Source organism: Citrobacter sp. Cpo015 (genome assembly GCF_030333035.1).
Taxonomy (GTDB): Bacteria; Pseudomonadota; Gammaproteobacteria; order Enterobacterales; family Enterobacteriaceae; genus Citrobacter; species Citrobacter portucalensis.
Genome location: NZ_JAOWGS010000031.1, coordinates 1 through 19,515 on the forward strand (window position 1 = coordinate 1; position 19,515 = coordinate 19,515).

The following is a 19,515-nucleotide window of genomic DNA, read 5'->3' on the forward strand; positions in this document are numbered from 1 at the left end:
GTCAAAATCTGGTTTTCCGATGTCGCCGGACGCCCCAGCCTGCCGGTCACGCCCCTGAAACTGACAACCCGCTCCGGCAAAGACCTGACCCTGTGTAAAGACTACGTCGTCCCGGGCGGCAGTTTTACCTTCCTCCGGTCAACGCAGGCATTTATCAACGGTAAAACCTACCCCTATGGCAACTGGGATTAAGACTGGTTCTAAAGAAAAGGGCCGCGAATGCGGCCCTGATGGGGATTACTTAGCAACTTTGGTAATCTGTTTCACGTCGATTTCAACGGAGTTCCAGTCTTTATCCACTTCACCCTGGATTTCAACCACATCCTGCGGTGTGACGGTTACGCCGTTCCAGCGCTTGTGGTCGATATCCACATTCACCGTGCCGGTCGCATCTTTAAACACGTACAGGTCGTCGGAAATACGCTCAACGATGTTCCCGCGCAGGGTAACCCAGGTGTCATCACGCAGTGATTTGGCGCTTTCTACCGTCGTGCTGCTACCGTTAGGGCCGACAAATCCGCCGTTTTGGCTCTGCGTGGTGGTTGTCGTTGGCCCAGAGAAGCCGCCCTGCTGAGCTGCCAGAACAGGTGCGGAACACAGTGCCATTACGGCAACCATTGCAGCTAATTTTTTCATCGTCATGTCTCCCTTTCATGTTGGTTTACGACTATTAAATAAGTTAATCCTTAACAAGTTCTTAAGGCAAAAAAAGATACTTTTTTTGCTGTACAGAGACTGTAGCCACAGGTTTACTGACTGCAAATGAGTTATCGCAGGGATGAACATATGCGTATTTTACTGATCGAAGATGACACGTTGATTGGCGATGGCCTGAAAACAGGTCTGAGTAAAATGGGTTTCAGCATCGACTGGTTTACCGAAGGTCGCCAAGGGAAAGAAGCACTCTACAGCGCACCTTATGATGCGGTAATCCTCGACCTGACGCTGCCAGGCATAGACGGACGGGACATTTTGCGCGAATGGCGAGCCAACGGAAAGCAGGAGCCTGTGCTGATTCTGACCGCTCGCGACGCGCTGGCAGAACGCGTAGAAGGCCTGCGCCTGGGCGCAGATGACTATCTGTGCAAACCCTTTGCGCTGATCGAAGTTGCCGCCAGACTGGAGGCACTGGTACGTCGTGCCAGCGGCCAGGCCAGCAACACATTGTGCCATGGCCAGGTAACGCTCGATCCCGGCGCGCTGGTCGCCACGGCGGCGGGTGAACCTTTGTCACTCAAACCTAAAGAGTTCGCGCTGCTGGAACTGCTGATGCGCAACAAAGGTCGCGTCCTGCCCCGCAAACTGATTGAAGAAAAACTGTATACCTGGGACGAAAATGTCTCCAGCAATGCGGTTGAGGTCCACGTCCATCACTTACGCCGTAAGCTCGGCAGCGACTTTATCCGTACCGTGCATGGCATTGGCTATACCCTGGGTGACGCATGAAACTCACACAACGCCTCAGCCTGCGAGTCAGGCTAACGCTTATTTTTCTGATTCTGGCATCAGCAACCTGGGCCGTATCCAGTTTTGTGGCCTGGAGGCAGACTACCGATAATGTCGATGAGCTGTTTGATACGCAACTGATGCTGTTCGCCAAGCGGCTTAGCACGCTGGATATCAGCGATGTCACCACCTCAAGCAATATGGCCCGCACGCCAAAAAAACTGAAACATGGCCATATTGATGACGACGCGCTGGCGTTCGCCATCTACTCCACCGACGGCAAAATGGTGCTACACGATGGCGACAATGGCCAGGATATTCCTTACAGCTACAGCCGGGAGGGGTTTAGCGACGGCCAACTCAGGGGCGACAACGATTCCTGGCGCTTCCTGTGGCTGAATTCCGCTGATGGAAAATATCGCATTGTGGTGGGCCAGGAGTGGGAATACCGGGAGGATATGGCGCTGTCGATCCTTACCGCACAGTTAACCCCGTGGCTGGTTGCGCTGCCGCTGATGTTGCTGATCCTGGTGGTCATGCTGAGTCGCGAACTCAGGCCGCTAAAAAAACTGGCGCAAGCTCTGCGCTGGCGCGCCCCGGAATCAGAAGAACCGCTCGACCCGAAAGGTGTGCCAAGCGAAGTGCGCCCGCTGGTTGAATCACTTAATCAGCTGTTTACTCGCATTCACTCTATGATGGTCCGCGAACGGCGCTTTACCTCTGACGCCGCTCACGAGCTGCGCAGTCCGTTGACCGCGCTGAAGGTGCAAACCGAAGTGGTGCAACTGTCAGACGACGACCCGCAAACGCGGGAAAAAGCGCTGGTGCAGCTGCATGCGGGTATTGAACGCGCCACCCGACTGGTCGATCAGCTCCTGACGCTTTCGCGCCTCGACTCCCTCGATAATCTTCAGGATGTGGCAGAAATCTCGCTGGAGGAGCTACTGCAATCCGCGGTGATGGATATCTACCACCCGGCCCAGCAGGCGCACATTGACGTACGTTTGCAGATTAACGCGCACAATATCACGCGTACAGGACAGCCGTTGTTGCTGAGCCTGATGGTACGAAATCTGCTGGATAATGCCATTCGCTACAGTCCGCAGGGGAGCATTGTGGAAGTGACGCTCAACGCCCGTAACTTCAGCGTCAAAGATAACGGTCCTGGCGTTGCGCCAGAGGTACTTACACACATCGGTGAACGCTTTTATCGTCCACCGGGACAAAGCGTGACCGGCAGCGGTCTCGGTCTGTCGATTGTCCGTCGTATCGCAACACTGCATGGAATGTCAGCCTCGTTCGGCAACGCTCCGGAAGGTGGCTTTGAAGCAAAAGTCAGTTGGTAATTGCGTTATTGTTGCTCATATAGCAAAAGACTTTGCACATTTTGCTAATTTCACCGCACCGCTGGTGGGAGTAAAATCGTCCTCAAACGTATTTCCTTGAGGACACAAAATGAGCAACATTCTGATTATCAACGGGGCGAAAAAATTCGGCCATTCTAATGGTCAACTGAATGACACCCTGACCGAGGTCGCGGACGGTATCCTGCGCGACCTCGGGCATGATGTTAAAGTCGTACGCGCAGACAGCGATTATGACGTAAAAGCAGAAGTGCAGAATTTCGTCTGGGCCGATGCGGTTATCTGGCAGATGCCTGGCTGGTGGATGGGCGCACCGTGGACCGTGAAAAAATACATCGATGACGTGTTTACCGAAGGTCACGGTACGCTGTACGCCAGCGACGGCCGCACACGTTCAGATGCTTCTAAAAAATACGGCTCCGGCGGGCTGATTCAGGGCAAAAAATACATGCTGTCCCTGACCTGGAACGCACCGATGGAAGCCTTCACTGAAAAAGACCAGTTCTTCCATGGTGTTGGCGTTGATGGCGTCTATCTCCCTTTCCATAAAGCAAACCAGTTCCTGGGAATGGAAGCGCTGCCGACCTTTATCACCAATGACGTGATTAAAATGCCGGACGTCCCGCGTTATATCGCAGAATATCGCAAGCATCTGACCGAAATTTTTGGTTAACTGGTAACCTGGAATTAGAAGGAGTTAACCATGCTTACCGTTATTGCAGAAATCCGTACACGTCCAGGTCAACATCACCGCCAGGCGGTACTGGATCAGTTTGCCAAAATCGTTCCGACCGTACTGAAAGAAGAAGGCTGCCACGGCTATGCGCCGATGGTGGATCATGCCGCAGGTGTGAGTTTTCAGACTACAGCACCAGATTCAATCGTGATGGTTGAGCAGTGGGAAAGCATCGCGCATCTTGAAGCGCATTTGCAGACCCCGCATATGAAAGCCTACAGCGAAGCCGTGAAAGGTGACGTGCTGGACATGAATATTCGTATTCTGGAGTCGGGCATTTAAGATTGTCGATTTGCCGGGTGACGCTTAGCTATCCGGCATAAATCGCTTCGTCAGATGAGAGCCGGATAAGGCATTTTACGCCCGTCTCCGGCTTTTCTACATGCAATTACCCTTCGAGATCTGCCAGATCGCCTTTCTCCTGCAACCAGTTTCGACGATCTTCAGAACGCTTCTTGGCCAGCAGCATATCCATCATTGCGTTGGTACGCTGATCGTCTTCATCATCGATAATGAGCTGCACCAGGCGACGGGTGTTCGGATCCAGCGTAGTTTCACGAAGCTGCATCGGGTTCATTTCACCCAGACCTTTAAAGCGCTGCACGTTCGGCTTGCCTTTCTTGCGCTTTAACTGCTCCAGTACGCCCGCTTTCTCTTCTTCCGTCAGCGCGTAATACACCTCTTTACCGAGGTCGATACGGTATAACGGCGGCAGCGCCACGTAGACGTGACCGTGTTTCACCAGCGTGCGGAAGTGCTTTACAAACAGCGCACACAGCAGTGTGGCAATGTGCAGACCATCGGAGTCAGCATCCGCCAGGATACAGATCTTGCCATAGCGCAATTGGCTCAGATCGTCGCTGTCCGGATCGATACCGATCGCCACGGAAATATCGTGAACTTCCTGCGAAGCCAGTACTTCATCGGAAGAGACTTCCCAGGTATTGAGGATCTTACCTTTCAGCGGCATGATCGCCTGATATTCACGATCGCGCGCCTGCTTGGCCGATCCGCCCGCCGAGTCACCTTCGACAAGGAACAGTTCGGTGCGATTAAGATCCTGTGCGGTACAGTCCGCCAGTTTACCCGGCAGCGCCGGACCGCTGGTCAGCTTTTTACGCACTACTTTTTTCGCTGCACGCAGACGACGCTGCGCGCTGGAAATCGCCATCTCAGCCAGCAGTTCGGCTGACTGCACGTTCTGGTTCAGCCACAGGCTGAATGCATCTTTCACCACGCCAGAGACGAATGCCGCACACTGACGCGAAGAGAGGCGCTCTTTGGTTTGTCCGGCAAACTGCGGATCCTGCATTTTTACCGACAGCACGTAAGCACAGCGATCCCAGATATCTTCCGCCGACAGCTTCACGCCACGCGGCAGGATGTTACGATATTCGCAGAACTCGCGCATCGCATCCAGCAGTCCCTGACGCAGACCGTTAACGTGCGTACCGCCCTGCATGGTTGGGATCAGGTTCACATAGCTTTCGGTCAGCAGCTCGCCGCCTTCCGGCAGCCAGAGCAGCGCCCAGTCCACCGTCTCCGTCTCACCGCTGAAATTACCGATAAACGGTTTTTCCGGCAGCGTCGGTAGGCCATTCACCGCTTCGCTCAGATAGTCATTTAAACCGTCCTGGTAGCACCAGCGCTGCTCGCTGTTGTTGACCTCATCCTTAAAAGTGATCTCAACGCCTGGGCACAGTACCGCTTTGGCTTTCAGTACGTGCGTTAAACGCGAAACAGAAAAACGCGGGCTGTCAAAGAAGCTTTCATCCGGCCAGAAGTGCACGCTGGTCCCGGTATTGCGTTTGCCGCAGGTACCGACAACCTGTAAATCCTGCACTTTATCGCCATTCTCAAACGCGATGTTGTATACCTGCCCGTCGCGGCGCACGTTCACTTCCACACGTTTGGACAAGGCGTTAACAACGGAGATACCCACACCGTGCAGACCACCGGAGAACTGGTAGTTCTTGTTAGAGAACTTGCCGCCCGCGTGCAGACGACAGAGGATCAGCTCAACCGCCGGAACGCCTTCTTCAGGGTGAATATCTACCGGCATGCCGCGTCCGTCATCAATGACTTCCAGAGACTGGTCGGCATGTAAGATCACGTCCACGCGTTTTGCGTGGCCCGCCAGTGCTTCATCCACACTGTTATCAATCACTTCCTGCCCAAGATGGTTCGGACGGGTCGTATCGGTGTACATCCCAGGGCGACGGCGTACCGGCTCAAGCCCAGTGAGTACCTCAATGGCATCAGCGTTATAAGTTTGCGTCATGGTTTAAATAAGCAATTCGAATTGATCGTCAGAAACTGTGCAGTCCAAGGAAATCGACAATCGGGTTGAAATAATCTTCGAAGCCCGTGAATGCGTGGTTTCCGCCCTCAATAACTGTCTGACGGCAGGAGGCGTAATACGCCACCGCCTGGCGGTAGTCCAACACTTCATCGCCCGTTTGTTGGAGCAGCCAGATCAAATCCGGCGCTTCCAGCGGGTCAATCTGCATGACTTTAAGATCGTAAATATGGCGTGACTCTAGCACATATTGCTGCCCCGTGTAGGGGTTCTCGTTTTGACCGAGATAGTCGACCAGCAGTTCATAAGGCCGTACGGCAGGGTTCACCACCACTGCCGGCAGCATAAAACATTGCGACAGCCAGGTGGCGTAATAGCCGCCTAAAGAGGAACCGACAATCCCCAGCGACTCTCCGCCGTGTTCAAGAATGATCGATTCCAGCATCTCTGCGGCTTGCGCAGGATACGGAGGTAGCTGCGGCACGATCATCTCAACGTGCGGGTGGTGTTCCGCCAGCCAGTTTTTCAGTAAACACGCCTTCGCCGAACGAGGAGAGCTATTAAATCCGTGAAGATAGAGAAGCGTAGACATCAGTAGCCTTCTGAAGCGGTATCAGGGTGGAACCGATTACCCTGCAGACGACGTACCTGAGTCTGCAACGTCCCGTCGGCAAAAAGCTCCAGCGTCCGCCAGCCTGGGCTGATGGTATCCAATGTGAAGTTGGAACAGTGCGGTTTAAACTGCACGCAGGTCGACGGCGTCGCCAGCAGACGGCGTCCGTTCCAGTCCAGATCCAGTTCCTGATGAATATGCCCGCACAATAGATACTTGGCGCGAGGATAATTCACCAGCACGTTATCCAGTTCAGCGGCATTACGCAGACTGTGCTGATCGAGCCAGCTGCAGCCCGCAGGCAGGGGATGATGATGCAGTAGTAGCAAGGTATTACGCTCTGGCGCATCGGCAAGTTTACGTTCCAGCCATTCGAGCTGGAATTCACTTAACTCACCGTGGGGAACGCCGAACACCTGGCTGTCGAGCAGCAATATTTGCCACTGTTCGCCAATGAAAACGCGTTTAGCCGGGGAAATGCCCGCATCCTGCAGCGCGCTGTACATTGCCGGCTGAAAATCGTGATTGCCCGGTAGCCAAACGCAGGGCGCACGAAAACTTGCGATGCCCTCAGCAAAATGCTGATAAGCCGCAGCGGATTGATCCTGCGCCAAATCACCCGTCGCGACGATCAGATCGTACTCAGGCGACTCTGCATGTATTGCATCCAGTACGGATTGATAGCTGTCCCAGGTGTTCACACCCAGCAGCGTTTCATGCTTTTCGGCAAACAGGTGAGTGTCTGTAATTTGTAAGATCCTGACTCTGGCCTCACCAGCCAAAGGAAGGGTTAACAGGCTTTCCAAATGGTGTCCTTAGGTTTCACGACGCTAATAAACCGGAATCGCCATCGCTCCATGTGCTAAACAGTACCGTAACCAGTCGGCCAAAAACTGATTAATTTGATGCTTTTCGTCGCGTTGATGCAACTTTTTATTTGGATAATCATACCGCGCTTTGAAGCGAAAGATCTGCTGACTTGAACACACTTCAGCCACCCTTGCGTCATGATACAGGCGCACGGTCAATGACGGCAGGCTCCAGTATGTGACGGCCGGTGCCGTTTGTTCGATCGCAACAAGCGTAGTGTATCGGGTCGATTCCACGATCGTTAACCGATATTGTGCGTTTGCTACCTGATAGCTCACTGTTTCACCGGCTGCATCATTACGTGGCAGCAGGCGGCGCAATTGCGAATAGTTGGTTTCGCACAGACGCATCATTTCAGGGAAGTCAGGTGTGTAACGCTTCATTTTTTCCACTCAGTTTTTAACTCTTGATAGTGCAGCTGTAACCATTGCAAGGCGATGACAGACGCTGCGTTGTCGATTTTCCCCTCTTCTACCCATTGGTAAGCCTGTTCCCGGCTTACCACATGAACACGAATATCTTCGTTTTCATCAGCCAGACCATGGATCCCGCTCGCGGTCGTGGCGTCCACTTCGCCGACTAAAATAGACAGGCGCTCACTGGTGCCACCCGGGCTTGCCAGATAGCTCAGAACGGGCTTCGTCCGTTTAACTTCCAGCCCGGCCTCTTCCATTGCTTCACGACGGGCTACATCTTCAACGGTCTCGCCCTCTTCGATCATCCCGGCCACCATTTCCAGTAACCACGGGCTTTCGCTGGTATCAAATGCCGCGATACGGATCTGCTCGACCAGCACAACTTCATCTCGCTCAGGGTCAAAGGGTAGCAAGACTGCCGCGTGTCCGCGCTCAAAAATTTCGCGCGTTACCTCGCCGCTCATCCCCCCGTTAAACAGGCGATGGCGAAACCGATAAAGATCCAGTGAAAAAAAACCGCGGTATAGCTTTTCTCGTGCAATAATTTCTACATCATTTTTAGTGAAAGTCATTGGCAAGTTGTCTGGTTTACGCATTGTGCTGTCCTGAAACCAATAGTGATTAAAATGTGAATTTCAAGGTCGTTTGACTGATGTTTGAACGCCCTTGTGTTAAATTGATGCAAATTAACGCCGTATGGCACGTAACGCCAACTTTTTGAAGTGGCGGATTCTGCTAGAATCAGCAAATATTTTTACAATTTGATCAGCGCTAAATACTGCTTCACAACAAGGAATGCAAATGAAGAAATTGCTCCCCATCCTTATCGGCCTGAGCCTGTCGGGGTTCAGTACTTTGAGCCAGGCAGAAAACCTGATGCAGGTTTATCAGCAAGCACGCCTGAGCAACCCGGAATTGCGTAAATCCGCCGCCGATCGCGATGCTGCATTCGAAAAAATTAACGAAGCGCGTAGTCCATTGCTGCCGCAACTGGGTTTAGGTGCCGATTACACCTACAGCAATGGTTACCGTGATGCAAATGGCGTCAACTCCAATGCAACCAGCGCGTCATTACAATTGACTCAGACGCTGTTCGACATGTCTAAATGGCGTGCCCTGACGCTGCAAGAAAAATCAGCGGGCATCCAGGACGTGACCTATCAGACCGATCAGCAAACGCTGATCCTGAACACCGCCACGGCCTATTTTAACGTACTAAACGCAATTGACGTGCTTTCTTACACTCAGGCACAAAAAGATGCGGTCTATCGTCAGTTAGATCAGACAACACAGCGTTTTAACGTTGGCCTGGTTGCCATCACTGACGTACAGAACGCCCGTTCACAGTACGATACCGTACTGGCGAACGAAGTTACCGCACGTAACAATCTGGATAACGCAGTAGAACAGCTGCGCCAGGTGACCGGTAACTACTATCCGGAACTGGCTTCACTGAACGTTGATGGTTTTAAAACCAACAAACCGCAGGCGGTGAACGCGCTGCTGAAAGAAGCAGAAAACCGCAACCTGTCATTATTGCAGGCCCGTTTGAGCCAGGATCTGGCACGTGAGCAGATTCGTCTGGCGCAGGATGGTCATTTACCGACTCTGGACCTGACCGCCTCTACCGGGGTATCTGACACCTCGTACAGCGGGTCTAAAACCAACAGCTCCCAGTATGACGACAGCAACATGGGCCAGAATAAAATCGGTCTGAGCTTCTCACTGCCGCTGTACCAGGGCGGAATGGTTAACTCGCAGGTGAAACAAGCGCAGTACAACTTTGTTGGCGCGAGTGAACAACTGGAAAGCGCACACCGCAGCGTGGTGCAGACCGTTCGTTCTTCGTTCAACAACATTAATGCGTCTATCAGTAGCATTAACGCTTACAAACAAGCGGTTGTCTCTGCACAAAGTTCTTTGGATGCGATGGAAGCCGGCTATTCCGTAGGTACACGTACCATTGTGGATGTGTTGGATGCCACCACCACGCTGTACAACGCCAAGCAGCAACTGGCGAATGCGCGTTATACCTATCTTATTAACCAGTTAAACGTCAAATCTGCGCTCGGTACGCTGAACGAGCAGGATCTGGTGGCACTGAACAATACGCTGGGTAAACCAGTATCCACAACGCCGGATACGATCGCGCCGGAAAACGCGCAGCAAGACGCCGCGGCGGACGGTTATACGTCCAACAGCGCGACGCCTGCGGCACAGCCGACAGCAGCACGTTCAACCAGCAGCACCGGCAACAACCCGTTCCGTAACTGATGCTGATGACGGGGCTTCGGCCCCGTCTGAACGTAAGACAACGTAAAGATCCGCCCCTTCTTCCGCATTCTCGCCTCTTACCGCTTCAATTTCGACCAGTCATCCTCTATTCTGAGCAGAGTTACCACTGGGTACTGGAAGACATAAATGAAACGGACAAAATCTATACATCACGCCTCGTTCCGCAAAAGCTGGAGCGCGCGCCATCTGACTCCTGTCGCCCTGGCAGTTACCGCTGTGTTTATGCTCGCGGGCTGTGAAAAGAGCGACGAAACGGTTTCGCTTTATCAGAACGCTGACGACTGCTCTGCGGCGAATCCGGGTAAAAGCGCCGAATGTACTACTGCGTTTAACAATGCGCTGAAAGAAGCTGAACGTACCGCACCAAAATACGCCACTCGTGAAGACTGTATCGCTGAATTCGGTGAAGGCCAGTGCCAGCAGGCTCCTGCGCAAGCGGGTATGGCGCCGACCGGTGAAGGCCAGGCTCAGGCGCAGAATCAAAGCAGCGGCAGCTTCTGGATGCCGCTGATGGCAGGCTACATGATGGGCCGACTGATGGGCGGCGGAATGGGCGCTCAGCAACCGCTGTTCAGCTCGAAAAACCCAGCCAGCCCGGCTTACGGCAAATACACGGATGCCAGCGGTAAAAACTACGGTGCAGCAACGCCGGGTCGCACCATGACCGTACCGAAAACCGCTATGGCACCGAAACCAGCTACCACCTCTACCGTAACCCGCGGCGGATTTGGTGAGTCTGTGGCCAAACAGAGCACCATGCAGCGTAGCGCAAGCGGCACCAACACACGTTCAATGGGTGGCTGATCGTCATGGAAAGAGTCAGTATTGTTGAGCGCCCGGACTGGCGCGACAAAGCCACCGAATACGGTTTCAATTTTCACACTATGTACGGCGAGCCTTACTGGTGTGAAGACGCGTACTATAAGCTCACTCTTGCTCAGGTTGAAAAGCTGGAAGAGGTCACCGCAGAGCTGCATCAAATGTGCCTCAAGGTGGTGGAAAAGGTCATCGCCAGCGATGAGTTGATGACCAAGTTTCGCATTCCGAAGCATACCTGGGGCTTTGTCCGCCAGTCCTGGCAGACACAGCAACCGTCGCTCTATTCACGTCTCGATCTGGCGTGGGACGGCACGGGTGAACCCAAGCTTTTAGAAAACAACGCCGATACGCCAACCTCGCTGTACGAAGCCGCGTTTTTCCAGTGGATCTGGCTGGAAGATCAGCTCAATGCGGGCAACCTGCCGGAAGGCAGCGATCAGTTCAACAGTCTGCAGGAAAAACTGATCGAGCGTTTCACCGAGCTGCGTGAGCAGTATGGTTTTCAACTGCTTCATCTGACCTGCTGTCGTGATACGGTAGAAGATCGCGGTACGATCCAGTATCTGCAGGATTGCGCTGCCGAAGCTGAGATCGCTACAGAATTCCTCTATGTAGAAGATATTGGTCTTGGTGAAAAAGGTCAGTTCACCGACATGCAGGATCAGGTAATCGCTAACCTGTTCAAGCTCTATCCGTGGGAATTCATGCTGCGTGAAATGTTCTCCACCAAGCTGGAAGACGCTGGCGTTCGCTGGCTGGAACCGGCCTGGAAGAGCATTATCTCCAACAAAGCACTGTTGCCGCTGTTATGGGAAATGTTCCCGGACCATCCGAACCTGCTGCCAGCGTACTTCGCCGAAGACGACCATCCGCAGATGGATAAATTCGTCGTCAAACCGATCTTCTCGCGCGAGGGGGCTAACGTCTCCATCGTTGAGAACGGTAAAACGATCGAATCCGTGGAAGGACCGTACGGTGAAGAAGGCATGATCGTGCAGCAGTTCCATCAGCTACCGAAGTTTGGCGACAGCTATATGCTGATTGGCAGCTGGCTGATCAACGATCAACCAGCCGGGATCGGCATTCGTGAAGACCGCGCATTAATCACGCAGGATCTGTCACGTTTCTATCCGCATATTTTTGTCGAATAATTGAGAGAGCCGGGTGGTGACTTCGCCTTACCCGGCCTACGACGCGAACTTAATGCCCGATAAGCGCAGTGCCATTGGGCATTCATCATCCAACCTGCACCGACAACATACTTAAACTTCCCATCTCAATACCATCTACCGGGATAGTGACAGACTCTTTACCATCCCAAGCCCCAAGTACATACAGCAGCGGCAGATAGTGATCCGGCGTCGGGTTCGACAACGATCCACCTTCATGATCGAGATAGTTCACCAATGGGTGCTGCTCAACCGGTCCCTGCCATGTCAGGTTTGCCTTAACATAGTCATTGAATGAAGTCGCCCACGGATAAGGCGTGTTCTCACCGTGCCAACGCGCAGTGCGCAGGTTATGCACCACGTTACCACTGGCCACCAGCATAATGCCTTCATCACGCAGCGCCGCCAGCTTACGGCCCATCTCAAAATGCCATGACGCGGGTTTGGTGCTGTCGATACTCAACTGCACCATCGGAATGTCCGCATTCGGATACATCTTGATCAGCACGCCCCAGGAACCGTGGTCAAAACCCCAGGCTTCTTTGTCCAGGGTCACAGGCACTGGAGCAAGTAAGTCAACCAGATGCTGCGCCAGTTCAGGCGAGCCGGGAGCCGGGTAATGGGTGTCATATAATGCTTGCGGAAAACCGCCAAAATCGTGGATCGTTTTGGGGGCTTCCATCGCAGTCACACCCGTTCCACGGGTGAACCAGTGCGCCGAAACCACCACAATGGCTTTCGGACGCGGCAACGTTTCCCCCAGTTGCTGCCAGGCACGGGTATAAACGTTATCTTCCAGAACATTCATCGGGCTACCGTGACCCAAAAACAATGCTGGCATACGAGTTGAAGACATGATGATATCCTTACTGAGGGAGTCATTTTGATACCACCACAATACGCTTATTCGGTTGATGAAGAACTCAGATAACGATGATGAAGATCATCAGTTATTTTGACGATCCAACCCGGATAGCAGATTGATAAGGAGTTTTATTTGTCGATGTCAGTACCTTTACTTCTGACTTTACTGGCAGGTGCCGCCACGTTTATCGGCGCATTTCTCGGCGTGTTAGGGCAAAAACCGTCTAACCGCGTTCTCGCCTTTTCTTTAGGCTTCGCCGCCGGGATTATGTTACTGATCTCCCTTATGGAGATGCTACCTGCTGCGCTGGTCGCTGAAGGTATGTCGCCAGTGCTGGGCTACGGAATGTTTATCGTCGGCTTACTGGGCTACTTTGGCCTGGATCGTCTATTGCCGCACGCGCACCCTCAGGATCTGGTACAAAAAACAACGCAGCCTCTACCCGGCTCTATTAAACGCACCGCGATTTTATTAACGCTCGGCATCAGCCTGCACAACTTTCCTGAAGGGATTGCGACGTTTGTTACCGCCAGTAGCAACCTTGAGCTGGGCTTTGGTATTGCCCTCGCTGTTGCATTGCACAATATTCCTGAAGGATTAGCGGTGGCGGGTCCCGTCTATGCTGCCACAGGCTCCAAACGTACGGCGATATTCTGGGCAGGAATTTCAGGTATGGCAGAAATACTGGGCGGCGTACTGGCGTGGTTAATTCTCGGTAGCCTTATATCACCAGTGGTGATGGCGGCAATAATGGCGGCTGTCGCAGGTATTATGGTGGCGCTGTCCGTCGATGAATTGATGCCGTTGGCAAAAGAGATCGATCCCAATAATAATCCTAGTTATGGGGTGTTATGTGGAATGTCGGTGATGGGATTAAGCCTCGTCATCCTCCAGTCGATGGGAATCGGATAATCCAGAGGGCGGATGCCACCCTGCAAATTTACAGCATCCGCTCATCCATAGCAGAATATGAAGGACTAATCCTGTTCCTTAACCGCGCTGTTATCTTCACCAGAGCGGCGAAAGAGTTTGTTTCGCGCTTCAAGTAAGGCATCTCTGTCCTGGCGGAATGCCCGACAATAACGTTTCATATGGCAATAATACCCCACCGCAACGAGTGCAATTAATACAATCCAATACCAGGCAATAAACATTCTTTTACCCTTAAAATTTAACATCATTAAACATTTAACGTTAAAATTTTACACAAACTTATTCTGACATACTCATATAGTGGCATATTTCAGAAACAAATATATGATTTCGATCATATAAATCAGCGGCTACGCTATTAGCCAAACTCGTTATAAACAATTAAAACAATGTCGACAAGATCACACTACGCAATAATAAATATTGTTCTTAAAATATCTCACTCATACTATCAAAAAAAATAATTAAAATTAGTTTCTGCAGAATAATACATTTCATCAATATTAATTAATGCATTACAAAAGTAGTATTAGCAATGCTGCTTTATTTTATCAAAACCGTAAAAACATAATATATTCAGCAAGATTATATTTATAGGTAATATAAGGAGATATATCCATGTTTACACAGTACCGAAAAACACTTCTGGCAGGGACTCTGGCACTGACATTTGGATTAGCAGCAGGAAACTCTCTTGCCGCTGGTTTTCAACCGGCCCAACCTGCAGGAAAACTGGGTGCAATAGTGGTTGACCCTTATGGAAATGCCCCGCTTACTGCGCTGGTTGAATTAGATAGCCACGTTATTTCAGATGTTAAAGTTACCGTCCATGGTAAAGGTGAAAAAGGCGTTCCGGTGACTTATACCGTCGGCAAAGAGTCACTCGCCACGTACGATGGCATTCCTATTTTTGGCCTTTATCAAAAGTTCGCAAATAAGGTAACCGTTGAATATAAAGAAAACGGTAAGGCCATGAAAGATGATTATGTGGTGCAAACTTCCGCCATCGTAAATCACTACATGGATAACCGCTCAATATCTGATTTACAGCAAACAAAAGTGATTAAAGTAGCACCGGGTTTTGAAGATCGTCTTTATCTGGTGAATACCCACACCTTTACCCCGCAGGGTGCAGAATTCCACTGGCATGGCGAAAAAGATAAAAATGCCGGCATCCTGGATGCGGGTCCAGCTGGCGGCGCACTCCCCTTTGATATCGCACCCTTTACCTTTGTCGTCGATACGGAAGGTGAATATCGGTGGTGGCTGGATCAGGACACCTTCTATGACGGCCATGACATGGATATCAACAAGCGCGGCTACCTGATGGGTATTCGTGAAACACCGCGAGGCACCTTCACCGCCGTCCAGGGCCAGCACTGGTATGAATTCGATATGCTGGGGCAAATTCTGGCCGACCATAAGCTGCCTCGCGGATTCCTCGACGCGTCGCATGAGTCGGTCGAAACAGTGAACGGCACCGTACTGCTTCGCGTGGGTAAACGCGATTATCGCAAAGAAGATGGCCTTCACGTACATACCATCCGCGACCAGATTATTGAAGTCGATAAATCTGGACGTGTTGTTGACGTATGGGATCTGACACAAATTCTCGACCCGATGCGTGACGCGCTACTGGGTGCGCTGGACGCAGGCGCGGTATGCGTCAACGTGGATCTCGCTCACGCAGGCCAACAGGCGAAACTGGAGCCAGATACCCCCTATGGTGACGCCCTCGGCGTTGGTGCGGGCCGTAACTGGGCTCACGTCAACTCCATTGCCTATGACGCTAAAGATGACTCCATCATTCTTTCTTCCCGCCATCAGGGTGTCGTCAAAATCGGTCGCGATAAACAGGTGAAATGGATCCTGGCACCGTCTAAAGGCTGGAATAAGGCGCTGGCAAGCAAACTGTTAAAACCGGTTGATGATAAGGGCAACGCGCTGAAGTGTGATGAAAACGGTAAGTGCGAGAATACTGATTTCGATTTTACCTACACCCAACACACCGCCTGGCTCTCCAGCAAAGGAACGCTAACCATCTTTGACAATGGCGATGGCCGTGGACTCGAACAACCGGCTCTACCAACAATGAAATACTCCCGGTTCGTCGAATATAAAATTGACGAGAAAAAAGGAACCGTTCAGCAAGTTTGGGAATACGGGAAAGAGCGCGGTTATGATTTCTACAGTCCTATCACGTCGGTAATTGAATATCAAAAAGACCGCGACACGATGTTTGGATTTGGTGGTTCTATTAATTTATTTGACGTTGGACAGCCAACCATCGGCAAAATCAACGAAATTGACTACAAAACAAAAGAAGTCAAAGTCGAAATTGATGTCCTTTCCGATAAACCAAACCAAACGCACTACCGCGCATTACTGGTTCGCCCACAACAAATGTTTAAATAATTTCGTTAGATTAAGGATTAATTATGTCGTCTAAATGGATTACTTCATTATTTAAAAGCGTGATATTAACGGCAGCGCTGGTTTCACCATTTGTAGCATCGGCTTTTACTGAAGGTACTGACTATATGGTGCTGGAGAAACCGATTCCCAATGCTGATAAAACGTTGATCAAAGTATTCAGCTACGCCTGCCCATTCTGCTACAAATATGATAAAGCCGTGACCGGCCCGGTGTCAGATAAAGTTGCCGATCTCGTCGCCTTCACACCGTTTCATCTCGAGACCAAAGGAGAATACGGCAAACAGGCCAGTGAAGTATTTGCAGTAATGATTGCTAAGGATCAGGCCGCAGGAATTTCATTGTTTGATGCCAAATCACAGTTCAAAAAAGCTAAGTTTGCTTACTACACTGCCTACCACGATAAGAAAGAACGCTGGTCTGACGGTAAAGATCCCGCTTCATTCATCAAAACAGGACTGGACGCTGCTGGTATGAGTCAAGCAGACTTCGAGAGCGCCTTAAAAGAACCCGTAGTCCAGGAGACACTGGAAAAATGGAAAGCGGCTTATGATGTTGCCAAAATCCAGGGGGTTCCGGCTTACGTCGTCAATGGTAAGTACCTGATCTACACCAAAAGCATCAAATCGATTGATTCCATGGCTGAGCTTGTCAGAGAGCTGGCGACAAAATAAACAGGGAACCGGCTATGGATTTTATCAAAGGATTGTGGCGAGACTTATGTACCGCACCGGTTAATACCCTGGTGAGATGGCAGGAGCGACGCTTTTTGTGGTTGCTAATGGCTTGTGCCATGGGCGGGTTAATTATTCTGGCGCACTCGTTCTTCCAAATCTATCTCTACATGGCCCCTTGCGAGCAATGTGTATATATCCGCTTTGCCATGTTTGTGATGGTTTTCGGTGGGCTGATCGCGGCAATAAACCCTAAAAACCTCATTCTAAAACTGGTCGGCTGCATTGCGGCATTTTATGGCAGCATTATGGGCATTAAGTTCTCCATCAAACTTAATGGCATTCATTATGCGGTACATAACCCGGACCCGGATTCGCTCTTTGGCGTACAGGGATGTTCTACCGATCCGACATTCCCTTTCAATTTGCCGCTGGCAAACTGGGCTCCAGAATGGTTTAAGCCCACTGGAGATTGCGGCTATGACGCACCTGTCGTTCCTGATGGCGTAGCGCTTAGCAGTATGCAAAAGTGGTTTGTCGATCTGTACCAGCAGTCCGAAGGCTGGTATCTGCTCCCGCCATGGCATTTTATGAATATGGCGCAGGCTTGCCTGCTCGCTTTTGGTTTATGTTTAGTGCTGTTGCTGGTAATGAGCGGAGCCTGGGCACTTAAACTGGCCAGAAAAAAATAGCCAGGTTGTAATAACAAAAAACCGAAGTCAGAAAACTGACTTCGGTTTTTTTATCCCTACCACGGTTGTCGCGGTAGTCAGCAATTAGCTGGCTTTGCGCTCATGCGCCTGACGGTAAGCCACCAGGTCTTCGATAGTTACTACAGCCATATTATGCTTACCGGCAAATTCGATGCACTCTGGCGCACGGGCCATGGTGCCGTCATCATTGGTCAGTTCGCACAGCACACCGGCTGGTTTAAACCCTGCCAGCGTCATCAGGTCGATGGTTGCTTCAGTATGACCACCGCGGGTCAACACGCCGCCTGCCTGAGCACGCAGCGGGAAAACGTGCCCTGGACGGTTAAGATCGGAAGGTTTTGCGCCATCCTTAATTGCCGCACGCACCGTTGTAACACGGTCTGCTGCGGAAACGCCGGTGGTTACGCCTTCTGCGGCTTCAATAGTCACGGTAAAACCGGTACCGTAAGCGCTGGTGTTATTTTCCACCATCATTGGCAGATCGAGCTGTTTGCGTCGGTCTTCAGTGATGCACAGGCAAACAATACCGCTACCGTGACGGATGGTCAGCGCCATCTGTTCTACGGTCATGGTTTCTGCCGGGAAAATCATATCGCCTTCGTTTTCACGGTCTTCGTCGTCAAGCACCATTACACCGCGTCCTTCACGCAGCGCAGACAGCGCATGTTCAACACGTTCGAAAGGCGTACCAAAAGAGGAAAGTAGCGTCTGATTCATGGTAAAAAAACCTCACTAAAATTATGGTTACCAGAATCAGGGCAGTCTTAGGAGTACCGTCTAAGCGGCAAAAAAATAACGTGAGCGGGTCCATGCCCGACTGGATCGTTACTCTCTCCCATCCGGACTCTAACCGTCGGCCCCGGAATTACACCGGATCTGCTGACCTTTTTGCCGTAACAAAAAGCGCTCGCGGGCTTTCAACATCAGTTGATTTACCGCCGGTGGGGAATTTCGCCCCGCCCTGAGAATAAGCGGGTTAACTATAACGCTATTGATTACCTTCATCAACGCCTTTACTCGTCTTAGCTTCACACAATTCTGGTTTATGCCTGTGCCAGTTCGCACTACAATAGGCAGCAACACGTACCAGTTCAGGGAAACCACAATGATTGACCCGAAAAAAATTGAGCAGATTGCTCGTCAGGTTCACGAGTCGATGCCGAAAGGGATCCGCGAGTTTGGCGAAGACGTCGAGAAGAAAATTCGTCAAACGCTGCAGTCACAGCTGACCCGTCTGGATCTGGTAAGCCGCGAAGAATTCGATGTACAGACTCAGGTTTTATTGCGCACGCGTGAAAAGCTGGCGCTGCTTGAGCAACGTCTGACTGAGCTTGAATCACGTGATAAAACGGCAGACGTTAAGCCTGCCCCCGCGATCCCGTCAGTTGATCCGCAAGAGTAAAAACGACAACGGGCCGCAAGGCCCGTTTTTCTGTTAGTGTTCCAGTTCTAGCTTCCTGGCTTCCGTCGCCTGCTGGCAGTACAGCGCATAGCGTTTGCAAAACCAGCTACGATGTTCTTCATCCATATTCCCGGTTATCGCCTGGATATCAATGGGATGGCCCTCAGCCTGCATCCTGGCAAAACTACGGGCCAGGAAATCGAAATTGTTCAGTGAATACATATTGCTGTTCATGAGCATACCCTCCAGTTATTGAATATCTGCTAAGGCCATATGCTTTTTCTAATTTCAGTATTTCCCTGGATACGAAGTTATTCTGTACATATTGTGCGCAAAACTACTGCGCGGGTTCACAGTTTCCTATGAAATCTAAGAGGGCATGAAATATGGCGGGTATATCAGGGAAAGAGGCGCTGCGGCTGAAGAATAAAGCGAAAAAAAGCCGGATGGCGACGCGAAAGCGTCTTA

The 19,515-nt window shown here is 51.3% G+C and carries 22 protein-coding genes, 1 pseudogene and 1 riboswitch; of the genes and pseudogenes, 13 read left to right on the plus strand and 10 right to left on the minus strand.

All coding sequences use genetic code 11. The features are described 5' to 3' along the window. Nucleotides 1–192: pseudogene (locus OGY67_RS10990) on the plus strand (DUF2931 family protein); the annotation flags it as partial. Between the two features lie 45 nt (nucleotides 193–237). Here OGY67_RS10990 and OGY67_RS10995 read toward each other — a convergent pair. Then, entirely contained in the window at nucleotides 238–636 is a 399-nt protein-coding gene (locus OGY67_RS10995; RefSeq protein ID WP_003024544.1) for a YgiW/YdeI family stress tolerance OB fold protein, read from the minus strand. A 150-nt stretch (nucleotides 637–786) separates the two neighbouring features. On the opposite strand from OGY67_RS10995, the gene qseB reads away from it, so the two are divergent. From qseB to OGY67_RS11015, 4 genes are all read left to right on the plus strand, one after another. Further along, nucleotides 787–1,446: a quorum sensing response regulator transcription factor QseB gene (qseB, locus tag OGY67_RS11000; protein WP_003828394.1), complete on the plus strand. Its 660-nt coding sequence runs from the start codon at nucleotides 787–789 to the stop codon at nucleotides 1,444–1,446. Continuing rightward, nucleotides 1,443–2,792 carry a quorum sensing histidine kinase QseC gene (gene qseC / locus OGY67_RS11005; RefSeq protein WP_048225549.1) on the plus strand — a complete coding sequence of 450 codons (1,350 nt, stop codon included), beginning with the start codon at nucleotides 1,443–1,445 and terminating at the stop codon, nucleotides 2,790–2,792. Before qseB ends, qseC begins: the two co-directional genes overlap by 4 nt. Nucleotides 2,793–2,901: 109 nt before the next feature. Beyond that, nucleotides 2,902–3,483 carry an NAD(P)H-dependent oxidoreductase gene (locus OGY67_RS11010; protein ID WP_003828397.1) on the plus strand — a complete coding sequence of 194 codons (582 nt, stop codon included), beginning with the start codon at nucleotides 2,902–2,904 and terminating at the stop codon, nucleotides 3,481–3,483. A gap of 30 nt (nucleotides 3,484–3,513) precedes the next feature. Next, nucleotides 3,514–3,828 carry a putative quinol monooxygenase gene (locus tag OGY67_RS11015; protein ID WP_003024557.1) on the plus strand — a complete coding sequence of 105 codons (315 nt, stop codon included), beginning with the start codon at nucleotides 3,514–3,516 and terminating at the stop codon, nucleotides 3,826–3,828. 106 nt (nucleotides 3,829–3,934) lie between these two features. Here the strand turns inward: OGY67_RS11015 and parE are convergent, their stop codons facing one another. The 5 genes from parE to nudF are packed head-to-tail and all read right to left on the minus strand — an operon-like array spanning nucleotide 3,935 to nucleotide 8,340. After that, a complete protein-coding gene (parE, locus tag OGY67_RS11020) occupies nucleotides 3,935–5,827 on the minus strand; it encodes a DNA topoisomerase IV subunit B (protein WP_003024571.1) in 1,893 nt (630 codons plus the stop codon). 28 nt (nucleotides 5,828–5,855) lie between these two features. Then, nucleotides 5,856–6,437, minus strand: coding sequence for an esterase YqiA (gene yqiA, locus OGY67_RS11025; protein WP_003024575.1), 582 nt, complete (start codon nucleotides 6,435–6,437; stop codon nucleotides 5,856–5,858). Beyond that, nucleotides 6,437–7,264, minus strand: coding sequence for a 3',5'-cyclic-AMP phosphodiesterase (gene cpdA / locus OGY67_RS11030; RefSeq protein ID WP_016154517.1), 828 nt, complete (start codon nucleotides 7,262–7,264; stop codon nucleotides 6,437–6,439). Before cpdA ends, yqiA begins: the two co-directional genes overlap by 1 nt. A gap of 24 nt (nucleotides 7,265–7,288) precedes the next feature. Next, nucleotides 7,289–7,711 (minus strand): DUF1249 family protein, encoded by a 423-nt coding sequence (locus OGY67_RS11035; protein ID WP_003024582.1) that lies wholly within the window; start codon nucleotides 7,709–7,711, stop codon nucleotides 7,289–7,291. Further along, nucleotides 7,708–8,340 carry an ADP-ribose diphosphatase gene (gene nudF, locus OGY67_RS11040; protein ID WP_032945031.1) on the minus strand — a complete coding sequence of 211 codons (633 nt, stop codon included), beginning with the start codon at nucleotides 8,338–8,340 and terminating at the stop codon, nucleotides 7,708–7,710. Before nudF ends, OGY67_RS11035 begins: the two co-directional genes overlap by 4 nt. A 199-nt stretch (nucleotides 8,341–8,539) precedes the next feature. On the opposite strand from nudF, the gene tolC reads away from it, so the two are divergent. The 3 genes from tolC to OGY67_RS11055 all read left to right on the plus strand — a co-directional run bounded on the left by tolC (nucleotide 8,540) and on the right by OGY67_RS11055 (nucleotide 12,009). Further along, a complete protein-coding gene (gene tolC / locus OGY67_RS11045; RefSeq protein WP_137378090.1) occupies nucleotides 8,540–10,018 on the plus strand; it encodes an outer membrane channel protein TolC in 1,479 nt (492 codons plus the stop codon). 147 nt (nucleotides 10,019–10,165) lie between these two features. Then, a complete protein-coding gene (locus tag OGY67_RS11050; RefSeq protein WP_286573957.1) occupies nucleotides 10,166–10,843 on the plus strand; it encodes a DUF1190 family protein in 678 nt (225 codons plus the stop codon). Between the two features lie 5 nt (nucleotides 10,844–10,848). Then, nucleotides 10,849–12,009, plus strand: coding sequence for a glutathionylspermidine synthase family protein (locus tag OGY67_RS11055; RefSeq protein ID WP_008785828.1), 1,161 nt, complete (start codon nucleotides 10,849–10,851; stop codon nucleotides 12,007–12,009). 85 nt (nucleotides 12,010–12,094) lie between these two features. Here OGY67_RS11055 and ygiD read toward each other — a convergent pair whose 3' ends face one another. Continuing rightward, nucleotides 12,095–12,883 carry a 4,5-DOPA-extradiol-dioxygenase gene (ygiD, locus tag OGY67_RS11060; protein WP_032945034.1) on the minus strand — a complete coding sequence of 263 codons (789 nt, stop codon included), beginning with the start codon at nucleotides 12,881–12,883 and terminating at the stop codon, nucleotides 12,095–12,097. A gap of 147 nt (nucleotides 12,884–13,030) precedes the next feature. Here ygiD and zupT point away from each other — a divergent pair, with 147 nt between their 5' ends. After that, nucleotides 13,031–13,804: a zinc transporter ZupT gene (gene zupT, locus OGY67_RS11065; RefSeq protein ID WP_048236777.1), complete on the plus strand. Its 774-nt coding sequence runs from the start codon at nucleotides 13,031–13,033 to the stop codon at nucleotides 13,802–13,804. A 65-nt stretch (nucleotides 13,805–13,869) separates the two neighbouring features. Here zupT and OGY67_RS11070 read toward each other — a convergent pair whose 3' ends face one another. After that, the gene (locus OGY67_RS11070) at nucleotides 13,870–14,046 is read right to left on the minus strand and encodes a hypothetical protein (protein ID WP_071446370.1); all 177 of its coding nucleotides are present in this window, start codon (nucleotides 14,044–14,046) and stop codon (nucleotides 13,870–13,872) included. Nucleotides 14,047–14,443: 397 nt separating this feature from the next. Between OGY67_RS11070 and assT the strand changes: the two genes are divergently transcribed. The 3 genes from assT to dsbI are packed head-to-tail and all read left to right on the plus strand — an operon-like array spanning nucleotide 14,444 to nucleotide 17,624. After that, nucleotides 14,444–16,240 carry an arylsulfate sulfotransferase AssT gene (gene assT / locus OGY67_RS11075; protein ID WP_008785832.1) on the plus strand — a complete coding sequence of 599 codons (1,797 nt, stop codon included), beginning with the start codon at nucleotides 14,444–14,446 and terminating at the stop codon, nucleotides 16,238–16,240. A 23-nt stretch (nucleotides 16,241–16,263) separates the two neighbouring features. Next, nucleotides 16,264–16,932 (plus strand): thiol:disulfide interchange protein DsbA/DsbL, encoded by a 669-nt coding sequence (locus tag OGY67_RS11080; protein ID WP_234692385.1) that lies wholly within the window; start codon nucleotides 16,264–16,266, stop codon nucleotides 16,930–16,932. A gap of 14 nt (nucleotides 16,933–16,946) precedes the next feature. Continuing rightward, a complete protein-coding gene (gene dsbI / locus OGY67_RS11085) occupies nucleotides 16,947–17,624 on the plus strand; it encodes a protein-disulfide oxidoreductase DsbI (protein WP_048236780.1) in 678 nt (225 codons plus the stop codon). Between the two features lie 84 nt (nucleotides 17,625–17,708). On the opposite strand, the gene ribB is transcribed toward dsbI, so the two are convergent. Next, a complete protein-coding gene (gene ribB / locus OGY67_RS11090) occupies nucleotides 17,709–18,362 on the minus strand; it encodes a 3,4-dihydroxy-2-butanone-4-phosphate synthase (RefSeq protein WP_003828424.1) in 654 nt (217 codons plus the stop codon). A gap of 106 nt (nucleotides 18,363–18,468) precedes the next feature. Further along, nucleotides 18,469–18,618, minus strand: a riboswitch (FMN riboswitch). A gap of 132 nt (nucleotides 18,619–18,750) precedes the next feature. Here ribB and ubiK point away from each other — a divergent pair. Next, nucleotides 18,751–19,047 carry a ubiquinone biosynthesis accessory factor UbiK gene (gene ubiK / locus OGY67_RS11095; protein ID WP_020996337.1) on the plus strand — a complete coding sequence of 99 codons (297 nt, stop codon included), beginning with the start codon at nucleotides 18,751–18,753 and terminating at the stop codon, nucleotides 19,045–19,047. A gap of 33 nt (nucleotides 19,048–19,080) precedes the next feature. Here the strand turns inward: ubiK and glgS are convergent, their stop codons facing one another. Continuing rightward, complete coding sequence (gene glgS, locus OGY67_RS11100; RefSeq protein WP_008785836.1) at nucleotides 19,081–19,287, minus strand: cell surface composition regulator GlgS; 207 nt, start codon at nucleotides 19,285–19,287, stop codon at nucleotides 19,081–19,083. Nucleotides 19,288–19,515 lie beyond the last annotated feature (228 nt).

Bases quoted from the DNA above. Each gene is read 5' to 3' on its own strand.
- OGY67_RS10995 (WP_003024544.1), bottom strand. From the start codon at position 636: ATGAAAAAATTAGCTGCAATGGTTGCCGTAATGGCACTGTGTTCCGCA.
- qseB (WP_003828394.1), top strand. From the start codon at position 787: ATGCGTATTTTACTGATCGAAGATGACACGTTGATTGGCGATGGCCTG.
- qseC (WP_048225549.1), top strand. From the start codon at position 1,443: ATGAAACTCACACAACGCCTCAGCCTGCGAGTCAGGCTAACGCTTATT.
- OGY67_RS11010 (WP_003828397.1), top strand. From the start codon at position 2,902: ATGAGCAACATTCTGATTATCAACGGGGCGAAAAAATTCGGCCATTCT.
- OGY67_RS11015 (WP_003024557.1), top strand. From the start codon at position 3,514: ATGCTTACCGTTATTGCAGAAATCCGTACACGTCCAGGTCAACATCAC.
- parE (WP_003024571.1), bottom strand. From the start codon at position 5,827: ATGACGCAAACTTATAACGCTGATGCCATTGAGGTACTCACTGGGCTT.
- yqiA (WP_003024575.1), bottom strand. From the start codon at position 6,437: ATGTCTACGCTTCTCTATCTTCACGGATTTAATAGCTCTCCTCGTTCG.
- OGY67_RS11035 (WP_003024582.1), bottom strand. From the start codon at position 7,711: ATGAAGCGTTACACACCTGACTTCCCTGAAATGATGCGTCTGTGCGAA.
- nudF (WP_032945031.1), bottom strand. From the start codon at position 8,340: ATGCGTAAACCAGACAACTTGCCAATGACTTTCACTAAAAATGATGTA.
- tolC (WP_137378090.1), top strand. From the start codon at position 8,540: ATGCAAATGAAGAAATTGCTCCCCATCCTTATCGGCCTGAGCCTGTCG.
- OGY67_RS11050 (WP_286573957.1), top strand. From the start codon at position 10,166: ATGAAACGGACAAAATCTATACATCACGCCTCGTTCCGCAAAAGCTGG.
- OGY67_RS11055 (WP_008785828.1), top strand. From the start codon at position 10,849: ATGGAAAGAGTCAGTATTGTTGAGCGCCCGGACTGGCGCGACAAAGCC.
- ygiD (WP_032945034.1), bottom strand. From the start codon at position 12,883: ATGTCTTCAACTCGTATGCCAGCATTGTTTTTGGGTCACGGTAGCCCG.
- zupT (WP_048236777.1), top strand. From the start codon at position 13,031: ATGTCAGTACCTTTACTTCTGACTTTACTGGCAGGTGCCGCCACGTTT.
- OGY67_RS11070 (WP_071446370.1), bottom strand. From the start codon at position 14,046: ATGTTTATTGCCTGGTATTGGATTGTATTAATTGCACTCGTTGCGGTG.
- assT (WP_008785832.1), top strand. From the start codon at position 14,444: ATGTTTACACAGTACCGAAAAACACTTCTGGCAGGGACTCTGGCACTG.
- OGY67_RS11080 (WP_234692385.1), top strand. From the start codon at position 16,264: ATGTCGTCTAAATGGATTACTTCATTATTTAAAAGCGTGATATTAACG.
- dsbI (WP_048236780.1), top strand. From the start codon at position 16,947: ATGGATTTTATCAAAGGATTGTGGCGAGACTTATGTACCGCACCGGTT.
- ribB (WP_003828424.1), bottom strand. From the start codon at position 18,362: ATGAATCAGACGCTACTTTCCTCTTTTGGTACGCCTTTCGAACGTGTT.
- ubiK (WP_020996337.1), top strand. From the start codon at position 18,751: ATGATTGACCCGAAAAAAATTGAGCAGATTGCTCGTCAGGTTCACGAG.
- glgS (WP_008785836.1), bottom strand. From the start codon at position 19,287: ATGCTCATGAACAGCAATATGTATTCACTGAACAATTTCGATTTCCTG.